11 protein-coding genes are annotated in these 12,269 nt (G+C 63.9%); 8 read left to right on the forward strand and 3 right to left on the reverse strand.

Going from position 1 to position 12,269, the window contains the following annotated elements:
* Positions 1–8: 8 nt before the first annotated feature.
* Positions 9–488 carry a Na+/H+ antiporter subunit B gene (locus HUS66_RS01050; RefSeq protein ID WP_175069140.1) on the reverse strand — a complete coding sequence of 160 codons (480 nt, stop codon included), beginning with the start codon at positions 486–488 and terminating at the stop codon, positions 9–11.
* On the reverse strand, positions 481–2,826 hold the full coding sequence (locus HUS66_RS01055; protein WP_175069141.1) for a putative monovalent cation/H+ antiporter subunit A: 2,346 nt from the start codon (positions 2,824–2,826) through the stop codon (positions 481–483). The genes HUS66_RS01050 and HUS66_RS01055 overlap by 8 nt, the downstream gene beginning before the upstream one ends.
* A 243-nt stretch (positions 2,827–3,069) precedes the next feature.
* Here HUS66_RS01055 and HUS66_RS01060 point away from each other — a divergent pair, with 243 nt between their 5' ends.
* Genes HUS66_RS01060 through HUS66_RS01085 form a run of 6 tightly spaced genes read left to right on the forward strand, consistent with a single transcriptional unit; the run spans position 3,070 to position 8,920 of the window.
* Entirely contained in the window at positions 3,070–5,883 is a 2,814-nt protein-coding gene (locus HUS66_RS01060) for a monovalent cation/H+ antiporter subunit A (RefSeq protein WP_175069142.1), read from the forward strand.
* Positions 5,883–6,230 carry a Na+/H+ antiporter subunit C gene (locus HUS66_RS01065; protein WP_175069143.1) on the forward strand — a complete coding sequence of 116 codons (348 nt, stop codon included), beginning with the start codon at positions 5,883–5,885 and terminating at the stop codon, positions 6,228–6,230. The genes HUS66_RS01060 and HUS66_RS01065 overlap by 1 nt, the downstream gene beginning before the upstream one ends.
* Entirely contained in the window at positions 6,230–7,756 is a 1,527-nt protein-coding gene (locus HUS66_RS01070; RefSeq protein ID WP_175069144.1) for a monovalent cation/H+ antiporter subunit D, read from the forward strand. Before HUS66_RS01065 ends, HUS66_RS01070 begins: the two co-directional genes overlap by 1 nt.
* Positions 7,753–8,250 (forward strand): Na+/H+ antiporter subunit E, encoded by a 498-nt coding sequence (locus HUS66_RS01075; RefSeq protein ID WP_175069145.1) that lies wholly within the window; start codon positions 7,753–7,755, stop codon positions 8,248–8,250. Before HUS66_RS01070 ends, HUS66_RS01075 begins: the two co-directional genes overlap by 4 nt.
* Positions 8,244–8,513 (forward strand): K+/H+ antiporter subunit F, encoded by a 270-nt coding sequence (locus tag HUS66_RS01080; protein ID WP_175069146.1) that lies wholly within the window; start codon positions 8,244–8,246, stop codon positions 8,511–8,513. The genes HUS66_RS01075 and HUS66_RS01080 overlap by 7 nt, the downstream gene beginning before the upstream one ends.
* A 14-nt stretch (positions 8,514–8,527) precedes the next feature.
* Entirely contained in the window at positions 8,528–8,920 is a 393-nt protein-coding gene (locus HUS66_RS01085) for a Na+/H+ antiporter subunit G (RefSeq protein ID WP_175069147.1), read from the forward strand.
* A 98-nt stretch (positions 8,921–9,018) separates the two neighbouring features.
* Here HUS66_RS01085 and hemH read toward each other — a convergent pair whose 3' ends face one another.
* Positions 9,019–10,116 carry a ferrochelatase gene (gene hemH / locus HUS66_RS01090; protein ID WP_175069148.1) on the reverse strand — a complete coding sequence of 366 codons (1,098 nt, stop codon included), beginning with the start codon at positions 10,114–10,116 and terminating at the stop codon, positions 9,019–9,021.
* 113 nt (positions 10,117–10,229) lie between these two features.
* Between hemH and HUS66_RS01095 the strand changes: the two genes are divergently transcribed.
* Complete coding sequence (locus HUS66_RS01095; protein ID WP_175069149.1) at positions 10,230–11,849, forward strand: cryptochrome/photolyase family protein; 1,620 nt, start codon at positions 10,230–10,232, stop codon at positions 11,847–11,849.
* Positions 11,849–12,262, forward strand: a complete 414-nt coding sequence (locus HUS66_RS01100; RefSeq protein ID WP_175069150.1) for a thiol-disulfide oxidoreductase DCC family protein — start codon at positions 11,849–11,851, stop codon at positions 12,260–12,262. Before HUS66_RS01095 ends, HUS66_RS01100 begins: the two co-directional genes overlap by 1 nt.
* The last annotated feature ends 7 nt before the right edge of the window (positions 12,263–12,269 follow it).

The raw sequence follows: 12,269 nt of genomic DNA on the forward strand, positions 1-12,269 counted from the left end.
GGGTCTCCTTAAACGTCCTGATGGGGCTGGTCGTGGTCGGTCTTACTGTGACCGGTCGGGTCATGTTCGGTCTGGTCGGTATCGACCAGCGCGGTAATGGCGGTCAATACCGACCCCACCACCACCAGGTAGACGCCAATATCGAAGATCAGGGGCGTCGAGGCCTTGAAGTCGATGATCGGAATCGTCCACCACTGGGCGGTGAAGAAGGGTTCACCAGCCCACCAGCCCGGCAGCGTCGAGACCACACCGAATAAGAGCCCCATGCCGATCAGGTCCCGGGGCGACACCTTCAGCATTTCCCCCAACGCATGCCGTCCCTGGGAAAAGAGGTAGAGCGCGAAGGCGCCCGATGCCACCAGCCCGGCGATGAAGCCACCCCCCGGCTCGTCGTGTCCCCGCAGCAGCAGAAACACCGAAAACAGCAGTTGCAGCGGCAGCAGCAAGCGTGCCGCCGCATTGAGGATCAGGGTGCCCGATCTAACCATGGTCGTCCTCCGTCGACGCAAGATTGCGTCGTCCCTCACGGTCAACGCCTTCGCCCGGCGCGGCATGGAAACGCAGCATCGCAAAGACCCCGATGGCGGCCAGGGCCAGCACAAACATCTCCCCCAGCGTATCCAGCGCCCGGAAATCCACCAGAATGACGTTGACGATATTGTGACCATGCCCCAGCGGCTGGCTATTGGCGACCATGTAATCCGAGATCCGTGGCAGTCGCTCGCCGGAGAGCACCGCAAGCATCAGCAGCGTGATCAGTCCCCCGGTGAGGCTCGCCACTACCAGGTCGCGCAGACGCTCGATCGGCGTGGACAGGGTGGCGAAACGTGGCAGGCGAAACAGCACCAGCACCAGCAGGATCACCGTCAGCGTCTCGACCAGCAGCTGAGTAATGGCCAGATCCGGCGCGCTGAAGAGCACGAAGGTCAGGGCAATGGAGAACCCCATGACGCCGAGCGCAGCCACCGCCGCCAGGCGCGAGCGCATCACGCAGGCGGCCAAGGCACCGGCGATCATAAGGCCGGCAGTGACGGCCTCGTGAAAGTAGACCGACAGCGCCACATCGGGAGCAAGGCCGTGCCGAAAGAACAGCGCATGCCCGACCAGCCCCACCAGCACCAGAAGGGTCATCACCAGGTAGTTGCGGATATAGCCGTTCTGCAGAAAGCGGGTCTGGCCGTCCGCCAGGGCCACCAGACCCGCCATCAACGCGTCGTATCCAGCTTCGGGACCGCGGCGTGTCAGAGGCGCGAGGCGGGCCAGCCCACCGCGCAACCGGTCCCAGAAGCGATAGGCTGTAAGCCCCAGCGCGAGGCTTGCCAGCGATAGCGCAAGCGGCAGATTGAGACCGTGCCATAGCGCCAGATGAACCTTGGCCTCCGGCGCGCCGATGCCTGCCACGACAGCCCCCACCACCGGATCGAGCAGCCCCGGCGCCAGACCGAACAGTAGCGACAAGGCGGCCAGCAGACCGGGGCCTGCCAGCATGACACGAGAGGGATCATGAGGGGGGCGGGGGGTCTCTTGCCGCTTGCCGAAGAAGGGCCGCAGAACAATGATCGCCGCCACCGCCAGAGTCAGGAAAGCCGCCGTGAAGGCCAGCAGCAGAATCAGGAGACGCCAAGAAGGCGCCTCAAGCACCGACGTCAGCATCAGCTCCTTGCCCACAAAGCCCAACAGGGGCGGCAGGCCGGCCAACGATAGCCCGGCGACCCCGGCAACGATGGCGGTCACTGGCATGAGGTGGCGCAGCCCGCCCATTGCTGTGACGTCCTTGGTGCCGGTCTCGTGATCGAGGATACCGGCCACCATGAACAGCGCCCCCTTGTAGAGCGAGTGCGCCAGCAAGAAGACCGCGAAGGCCACCAGAGCTTTCTCGGTACCGATGCCGAGCAGCATGGTCAGGGTGCCAAGCCCCATCACGGTGGAGTAGGCCAAAAGCTTCTTCACGTTGGTGTGCTGCATCGCCAGGAAGGCGCCCGTGACCATGGTCACAGCCCCGACCAGCGACAGCGTGATCACCCAGCCCTCCGTGCCCCCCAGGGCCGGGTGCAACCGGGCGAGCAGGTAGACCCCCGCCTTGACCATGGTTGCCGAGTGCAGGTAGGCGGAGACCGGCGTGGGTGCCGCCATGGCATTCGGTAGCCAGAAGTGGAAGGGAAACTGTGCCGACTTGGTGAAGGCGCCCAGCAGCACGCAGATCAGCAGAGGGGTATAGAGGTCGTGGCCACGCAGGAGATCGCCGCGCTGGGCGAGTTCGTGCAACGACCAGCTGTCGCCGGCCAGGGCTAACAGCACGAAGCCGGCGAGCAGCGCCAAACCACCGCCGACGGTGACGAGCAGTCCCTGAAGAGCGGCTTTGCGCGCGGCGAGGTCGGTGTGATTAAAGCCGATCAACAGGTAGGAGGTAACGCTGGTGAGTTCCCAGAACACGAAGAGCGTGATCAGGTTGTCGGCCAGCACCAAGCCAAGCATCGACATCATGAAGGCGGTGATCACTACCAGGAAGCGCGGCAGATCCCGGTGGCCGCGCAGATACTCCCCCGAATAGACCAACACCAGGGCGCCGATAACCGTGATCAACATGGCAAACAACCAGGCGAGGCCATCGATCAGGAAGGTCAGAGAAATATCGAGGCCGGGCACCCAGGCCCATTCAAGCAATAAGACCTCGCCCGCAGCGATCACGGGCCATTGACCGATCAGCCAGGCCGCCAGAAAGGCAGGCAACAGGGCCATCACCATGGGCGTCCGAGCGCCAAACCAGCGATGAAGCAGCGGGGCCATGGCCGCCACCGCGAAACCTCCCAGCACAGCCAGTTGCATGCAGGTCCACCTCCTTCGCCCATGGCGGAATCCGGCGTGATAGACCCACCGGTTCGCTCGGCTGAGTCTATAGAGGTAACACACTGAAAGGCAAGGAGGCAGCGAGCGAGCTTGCTTTGAGGTAGAGTGGCACCCTAGCCATGGGACGGCATTCGCCCCGGGGCGGCCATGATCACGGATCACGGGCGTCACTTGGGCGCGCATGTCGCTCCTATCTCACGTCCCGTGCAGGAAGACCGATCGATGACATTGCTGTGGATAGCCCTGTTGCCCCTGCTGGGGGTGCTGGTGCCCGCGCTCACCGAGCGACGCGGCCGACGTTTCTGCTCCTTGGCGACGGGGCTGTTACCCGCCCTCGCCCTGTGGTTAACCCTGAGCCATCTGCCTGCACTGGCGGATGGCGAGACGCTGCGCTTCGCCGTTGACTGGATTCCCGCCCTGGGGCTCGACCTCGCCTTTCGGCTGGATGGCCTGTCGGTGCTGTTCAACCTGCTGATCCTGGGGATCGGGCTGCTGATCCTGCTCTATGCCCACTACTATCTGTCGCCAGACGAGCCCTTTGGGCGCTTCTATGCCTACCTGATCCTATTCATGGCCTCCATGGTCGGGATCGTGATGGCCGACAACCTGCTGCTGCTGTGGCTGTTCTGGGAAATGACCAGCCTCTCGTCCTTCCTGCTGATCGGTTTCTGGTCACGGCAAAGCGACGCCCGCAAGGGGGCGCGCATGGCGCTGACCGTTACCGGCGCAGGTGGCCTGGCGCTGCTCGCGGGTCTGCTGCTGCTCGGCGACATGGTCGGCAGTTTCGACATGAATGTGGTGCTTGATAGCGCCGATGTGATCCTCGCCGACCCGCGCTATCCGGTCATGCTTGGTCTGGTACTGATCGGTGCCTTCACTAAGTCGGCGCAGCTCCCCTTCCAATTCTGGCTGCCCCACGCCATGGCCGCACCAACGCCGGTCTCCGCCTACCTGCACTCGGCGACCATGGTCAAGGCCGGCATCTTCTTGATGGCCCGCCTGCACCCGGCCATCGCCGGCAGTGAGATGTGGTCGGTGACTGTCACGCTGGTCGGCATGGCCACCATGATCTACGGCGCCTGGTTCGCCCTGCTCAAGACAGATCTAAAGGGCATCCTGGCGTTTTCGACCGTCAGCCACCTGGGACTGATCACTGCGCTGCTGGGCATCGGCAGCCCCATGGCGATCCTCGCCGCGCTCTTCCATATCATTAATCACGCCACCTTCAAGGGGGCGCTATTCATGAGCGCAGGGATCATCGATCACGAGACGGGCACACGAGAGCTGGACAAGCTCGGCGGGCTGCGTCGGGCCATGCCGGTCACCGCCCTGCTGATGACCCTGGCCGCGGCCTCGATGGCCGGGGTGCCGCTGCTCAACGGCTTCCTCTCCAAGGAGATGTTCTTCACCGAGACGCTGGAGACCGGCCTATTTGGCGGTCTGGGCTGGCTACTGCCGCTGCTCGCGACTCTCGGCGGGGTGCTCTCGGTGGCCTACTCGCTGCGACTGGTGCACGCCGTCTTCTTCAAACCGGCGAAGGCCGCCCCTCCCAAGCATCCCCATGAGCCGCCGCGACTGATGCGCGCGCCGGTGGAACTCTTGGTCGCGCTCTGCGTGGCCGTGGGGCTGTTTCCCGCGGTGCTGGCCACTGGCCTCATGGATCTCGCCACCCGGGCGGTGCTGGGCGAATCACTCGATTTCCACCTGGCTATCTGGCATGGCGTCAACGCTCCCCTGCTGATGAGCATGTTCGCGCTGGCGGCCGGTATCACGCTCTATATGTTCCACGCACCGGTCCGGCGCTTCGTCCGTCAGTTTGGCACCACCGATGCGCGACTGATCTTCGAGGGCAGCGTCCAGCGTCTGGTGGCGCGCAGCCAAGCGCTCACCGGCCGCCTGGAGAACGGTTCGCTACAACGCTACATGGGCCTGCTGCTCGGCTCGGCGCTGGTGCTGGCCACTCTGGGCCTGATCGAACTGCCACAGCTGGCCGGCAGCCGACCCGAGGCTGAACTGGACGGGGTGCTGATCTTCGGGGCGGCGCTGCTGATCTTCGGCGCCGTCGGTACCGTGGTGACACACCGCTATCGCCTGATCTCGCTGCTGATGCTGTCGGTGGTGGGCCTGGTGGTCTCATTGACCTTTGCCCGCTTCTCGGCCCCCGATCTGGCGCTGACCCAGCTCTCGGTCGAGGTGGTCACCATGATCCTGCTGATGCTGGCGCTGTTCTTCCTGCCCCAGAAGACGCCCAGAGAGTCCTCTGCCCACCGCACCATTCGCGACATCGCTCTGGCCGGTGCCCTGGGCATGGTGGTGGCGAGCCTCAACTACGCCGTACTGACCCGCGAGACCGAGAGCATCTCGCGCTTTTTCCTCGACAATAGCGTGCCCGGCGGCGGCGGCCACAATGTGGTCAACGTCATCCTGGTCGACTTCCGTGGTTTCGATACCCTGGGCGAAATCACCGTGCTGGCGATCGCGGGCCTTGCCATCTTCAAGCTGCTCAATCGCCTGCGACTGTTCATGCCGCACAGCGACGGTGAGGGCCGGATCTGGTCACCGGACCGCTACCCAATGATCCTGACCAGCGTTTCCCAGTGGCTGTTGCCGCTGGCACTGCTGGTCTCGGTCTTCATCTTCCTGCGCGGCCACAACCAGCCCGGCGGCGGCTTCATCGCCGGCCTGGTGACCGCGGTGGCACTGATCCTGGTCTATATGGCCCGAGGCGTGGAGTGGACCCAGAATCGACTGGACTTCCCCTACCAGCCGGTGGCCATCGGCGGTGTCGCCGTGGCGACCCTCACCGGGCTTGGCAGCTGGCTGTTCGGCCGCCCCTTCCTGACCTCGGCCTTTGGCCACTTCAAGCTGCCGCTGATTGGCGAGTTCGAACTGGCCACCGCCATGCTGTTCGACCTCGGCGTCTATCTGGCCGTGGTCGGTGCGACCCTGATGATACTGGCCAACCTGGGCAAGGTGACGACCCCCCATCGCCCTAGCAAGGATACCCAGCCCGCCCCCAGCAAGGAGAAAAGCTGATGGAAAGCCTATATGCCATTACCACCGGTATCCTGGCCGCCTGCGGCCTGTTCCTGACGCTGCGCGGGCGCAGTTTCCCGGTGGTGGTCGGCCTGACGCTGCTGTCCTACGCGGTTAACCTGTTCCTGTTCTCGATGGGCGGGCTGACCAGCAATGGCGCGGTCATCCTCGATGGCAACGGCAGCTATGCCGACCCGCTACCCCAGGCCCTGGTGCTAACGGCCATCGTCATCGGCTTCGCCATGACCGCCTTCGCGGTCATTCTGGCCATGCGGGCACGCGGTGACATGGGCAACGACCATGTGGACGGCCGTCAGATGGACGAGTCGCGAGAGGAGCGCCGCTGATGCTGGATCACCTGATCGTACTGCCCGTCGTCCTGCCGCTGATCAGCGGCATCCTGCTGCTGATCAGCCGCCACGGCAGCACCTTCGCCAAGCGTCTGCTGGGCGTCGGCAGCACCGTATTGCTGCTGCTCGTCGCTATTGCCCTGCTTGGTCAGGCAGCCGGTGGCGAGGTGGCCTACTATGCTCTGGGGGACTGGCAGCCACCCTTCGGCATCGTCATGGTGCTCGATCGCCTCTCGGCGCTGATGATTCTGCTCACCGCAGTGCTGGCGCTGGGCTGCGTGGTCTTTGCCAGCGCCGGCGATGACGAGCAGGGCAGCAATTTCCATGGCCTCTTCCAGCTACAGCTGATGGGCATCAACGGCGCCTTTCTGACCGGCGACCTGTTCAACCTCTTCGTGTTCTTTGAAGTCCTGCTGCTGGCCTCCTACGCCCTGCTGATGCACGGCGGCGGCAAGGCGCGCATTCAGGCAGGCCTGCACTATGTGGTGCTCAATCTGGCCGGCTCGGCGCTGTTCCTGATCGCGGTGGGCGTGCTCTATGGCGCTACCGGCACCCTCAACATGACCCACATGTCGGTGCGCCTGGCCGAGCTCGAAAGCGAACGCGCGGGGCTGGTCAGCGCCGGCGCCCTCTTGCTGCTGGTAGTCTTCGGCCTCAAGGCCGCCATCCTGCCACTTTATTTCTGGCTGCCGCGGGCCTATGCCTCGGCGCCAGCGCCGGTAGCCGCGCTATTCGCGATCATGACCAAGGTCGGTATCTACGCGATTCTTCGCGTCTACTCGCTGATTTTCGGCGATCAGGCCGGCCCCTTGATGGCCCTCGAACAGCCCTGGGTATGGTGGCTGGCACTGGGCACCCTGGCGGTCTCCGCGGTCGGCGTGCTGGCTGCCCGTGATCTGCGCCTGCTGGTGGCCTACCTGGTGCTAGTCTCGGTCGGCACCTTGCTGGCGGGCATCGGCATGGGCACCCCCGAGGCCACCAGCGCCCTGCTCTTCTACCTAATCCATACCACGCTCGTCACCGGCGGTCTCTTCCTGCTCGCCGAGCTGATCGGGCTGCAACGCGGCAAGGCCGGCACCCGCCTGGTCAAGGGCCGTCCGCTGCGCAACGGTGGACTGCTGGCCATCCTGTTTCTGGTCGGTGCTGCCGCCGTGGCCGGACTCCCGCCGCTGTCCGGTGGCATCGGCAAGGCCTTCTTGATGGTCGCCGCCACCCCGGCCCAGCAGCCCTGGTTATGGCCGCTGCTGCTGATCGCCGGGCTCTGCTCGCTGGTGGCCCTGTCTCGGGCCGGCTCGACCCTGTTCTGGCGTAGCCACGAGGGCGAGCCCAGTGATCTGCCACTAGGTCGGCGCCAGCTGTTCGGCGTGACTTGGCTGCTGGGGGCTTCCCCACTGCTGGTGCTCCTGGCGGGGCCGGTCAGTGACTACACTCAGGCCACCGCCGAGCAGCTGAGCTCACCCGCGCCACAGATCCGGGCGCTACTGCCCGACCATGCCGCTCATGCCAATGGAGGTGACGCATGATCACGCCCCGCTCCTGGCTGCCCACGCCGCTGCTGTCGCTCCTGCTGCTGGTGGTCTGGCTACTGCTGGTGACCAGCATCTCCTTCGGCCATGTGCTGCTGGGGGGCGTGCTGGCCATCGTCATTCCGCTGATCAGTCAGCGTTTCTGGGATGTGCAGCCCAACGTCAAGAAGCCCGGGATGTTGCTGCGCTATGCTCTACGCGTGCTGGGCGACATCATCCGCGCCAACCTTGAAGTGTCCTGGCTGATCCTCAATCCGCGGCGGCGCATGCGTCCGACGTTCATCGAATATCCGCTGATGCTCGAAGAGCGCTTCACCATCACCCTACTCGCCAACACCATCACCCTGACCCCGGGCACGGTATCGGCCAATCTGCGCATGGACGGTCGCTCCCTGCTGATCCACGCCCTGGATGTCGGCGACGAACAGGCACTGATCGACGAGATACGCGAGCGCTACGAACAGCCGCTCAAGGAGATCTACGAATGCTAGATACCGCGCTGTGGATCAGTCAGGCGCTGATCCTGATGGCCCTGTCCCTCAACGTCTATCGCATGATCGTGGGCCCCTCAATGCCCGACCGGCTGTTGGCGCTGGACACCATGTATGTCAACTCCATCGCCCTGATCGTGATGATGGGGCTTTGGTTAAACACCAAGACCTACTTCGAGGCGGCGCTGCTGATCGCTATGCTCGGTTTCATCAGCACCGTGGCGGTATGCAAGTACTTGCTGCGCGGCGACATCATCGAATAGGCAAGGAGAACCCCATGAACTGGTACGTGTTTCTGGAGGGCGTGATCTCGGTGCTGCTGATCGCCGGTGGCGCCTTCGCCTTCATCGGCTCGCTGGGTATGGCCCACCTGCGAGACTTCTATATGCGCCTGCATGGCCCGACCAAGGCCACCACCCTGGGTATCGGCTGTATCCTCATCGCCTCGATGCTCTATTTCGGGGTCACGGCGGGCCAGCCGGTAGTGCAGGAGATGCTGATCACCTTGTTCCTGTTCATTACCGCCCCGGTGTCGGCCCACCTGTTGGCCAAGACCGGTCTGCACCTGAAGCTCAAGCATGTCGAGAAGACCCGCGGCAAGCCGGTGGAACTCTACCGAGAGGAAGTCGGCGAGAAACCGGTACCGCACCCGGACAGGGGGCACGACTAGCACCGCCAGCCGACCAGCAACGAACAGGCCCTGGGCGAACGTCCGGGGCCTGTTCGTGTGCGGCGAGATCATGCGGCACAGCGTCGTTAGCGAAATGCCTAGAGCCAGCCGCCGAGTTCCTGCTTGACGATCGCCGTCAGCACATCGATATGCGCCTCGTCGGCGTTCAGGCAGGGCACATAGGTGAAGGTTTCACCGCCAGCAGCGAGGAAGGCCTCGCGGATTTCCTGCTGCACCTCCTCGAGGGTCTCGACGCAGTCCGAGGCGAAGGCCGGGGAGATTACCGCGATGTGCTTCTTGCCCGCCCGGGCAAGCTCAGCCACCTTGTCCACGGTCGCCGGTCCCACCCATTTCTCAGGGCCGAACTTGGACTGGAAGGCAGTCACTATCTCATCGTCTGCCATCTCCAGATGCTCCTTTACCAGCCGCGTCGTCTTGTGGCATTGGCAATGGTAGGGATCGCCATCGAGCAGGTAGCGCTCGGGCACCCCATGATAGGACGCCACCAGCACCTCAGGGCGGCCGCCCTGATCGGCCTGGGCCCGGTCATAGGCCACCTGGATCGAGCCACTCAGGGCCGCAATGTAATCCGGGCGATCGAAGTAGGCCGGCACGGTTCGCAGCGCCGGCTGCCACTTCAGCGTCATCAGGGTACGAAAGACCTCATCGTTGGCCGTGGCGGTCGTCGGCGAGCCGTATTGCGGGTAAAGCGGAAAGAACAGCAACCGCTCGCAGCCCTGCTCACGCAGCCGGCGAATCACGCTGTCGGTCGAGGGATTGCCATAACGCATGCAGAAGTCGACCACCACCTCATCGCCGAAGGCCGCCTCGAGGCGCGTCGCGACCTTTTCGGTCTGTTCGCGGGTGATGGTCAACAGCGGGCTCTCGTCACGCTCGGTGTTCCAGATGCTTCGATAGGCTTTGCCGGAAATAAAGGGACGGCGAGTCAGGATGACGCCCTGCAGCAGCGGCTGCCATAGCCAACGCGAATAATCGACTACCCGCTGATCGGAGAGAAACTCCGACAGATAGCGGCGCATCGACCAGTAGTCGGTGGCATCCGGGGTGCCCAGGTTGGCCAATACCACGCCCACTTTCTTGCGCGGCACCGGCGGATGATCGGCACCGGCATGAGCGAGACGCCCTTCGCCGGGCTGCTCGAGGGTGGCGGACGAACGGGGACTGGCTGCGGACATCATGGAATCCTTGTGACCTAACCGACTGATGGATCGACAGCTTATCAAAGGGATGCCATCGAGAAGAATGCAGTTATACTATCATCCATATTTGTATAACTTCAGGTCAATTTATGTCGAAGCCGTTGATCCTGGTGCTGGGTGATCAGCTCAGTTTATCGCTGGCAAGCCTTCAAGACCTGCCAGAAGGCGCCGTGGTGGCGCTTTGCGAGGTCGATGAAGAAGGCCGCTACGTGCCCCACCACCCGCAGAAGATCGCGATGATGTTCGCTGCCATGCGTCACTTCGCCCGCGAACTCGAGGCATCCGGCTATTCGGTGCATTACAGCCGCCTCGACGATGACGACAACCGTCAGCAACTGCTCAAAGAGGCCGAACGCCTGGCCCGGCTGCATGACTGCGACGAAATTCGCGTGGTTCGCCCCGGGGAGTGGCGGCTCTACGAGGCAATCAAGGCGCGCACGGCTGGCGCCGAGAACGCAGCCCTGCCCTGGCGACTCGTCGAAGACGATCGCTTCTTTACCACTCCGGACGACTTCGCCGCCTGGGCCAAGGGCCGCAAGACCTATCGTCTCGAACACTTCTACCGGCATCTTCGCAAGCGCAGCGGGCTCTTGATGGACGACGGCCAGCCGGTCGGCGGCCAGTGGAACTTCGATCACGATAACCGCGAGCCACTGCCCGATCATCTTGCCTTCCCCACGCCGCCGACCCACGAGCAGGATGCCACCACCAAGGCGGCACTGGCGCTGGTGGCGTCCCGGTTCGGGGAGCATTTCGGCTCACTCGAGGCCTTTCACTGGCCGGTGACCCGGACACAGGCGCTTGTCGAGCTCGAGCATTTTCTCGGCAACTGTCTGCCGGACTTCGGCCGCTACCAGGACGCGCTGAGTGATCAGTCACCTTTTCTCTTTCACTCGCGCCTGTCGGCGGCGCTAAACCTGGGCCTGCTGTCGCCCCTCGAGGTCTGTGAGGCCGCCGAAGAGGCGTATCGCAAGGGTCGTGCGCCTCTTAACTCGGTGGAGGGCTTCATCCGCCAGATCCTTGGTTGGCGGGAATACGTGCGCGGGCTGTACTGGACCCGCATGCCCGGCTACAAGCGTGGCAACGGCCTTTCCGCCACGCGAGATCTGCCGGCATTCTTCTGGACCGGCGACACCGAAATGCGCTGCCTCAAGCGGGCCATCGAGATGACCCGCGATCACGCCTATGCCCACCATATCCAGCGACTGATGGTCACGGGTAACTTCGCCCTGCTGTGCGGCGTCAAGCCAGAAGCCCTCTGCGACTGGTATCTGGCGGTCTATGCCGATGCCTGCGAGTGGGTCGAGCTGCCCAATACCCTGGGCATGGTGCTGCATGCCGACGGCGGGCTGATGGGCTCCAAACCCTACTGCGCCTCGGGAAAGTACATCGACCGCATGGGCGATCACTGCAAGCACTGTCGCTATGACCCCAAGCAGGTCACCGGTACTCATGCCTGCCCCTTCAATAGCCTTTACTGGCACTTCATCGAAGAACACCGCGACGTACTGGCCGACAACCCGCGCATGAAGCTGATCTATGGCTCGCTTGACCGCATGAAAGACGACAAGCGGGAGGCCATGCGCCAGCAGGCCGACGCCTTCCTGGCGCGCCTGGACACGGCGCCGGCCTATGGGCAAGGCCAGCACCTGACAGGCTATCGTGATACCGGCAGCTGGCCCCTCACCTCCTCCCAGGAGTCTTCCTGATGTCTCCGACCGCTACGTCACCACGGCATGCCGCTTCCCCCGTGACGCTCTTTCACGACGGCCACTGCCCCTTCTGCCAACGCGAAGTCGCCTGGCTCGAGCAGCATCCGCGCCGCGAGCGTATCAGGCTGGTCGATATACAAGCCGATGACTTCGATGCCGCCGCCTGGGGGTGCTCGTTCGAGGCCATGATGGGCCGCCTGCATCTCGCGGATGCCAAGGGTGCCTGGTTCGTGGGTATGGATGCCAGTCGGGCGCTGTATGCCGTGCTGGGCTATCGACGGCTGGTGGGTCTGACGATGTTGCCGGGCCTGGCCTGGTGCTTCGACCAGAGCTACGCCTGCTTCGCCCGCCATCGAGTCAGGCTGGGGAATTGGTGGCAAGCAAGGCAACGCCGGCACACCAGAAACTGACTCAATC

It is taken from the genome of Onishia taeanensis (genome assembly GCF_013349955.1).
GTDB lineage: Bacteria > Pseudomonadota > Gammaproteobacteria > Pseudomonadales > Halomonadaceae > Onishia > Onishia taeanensis_B.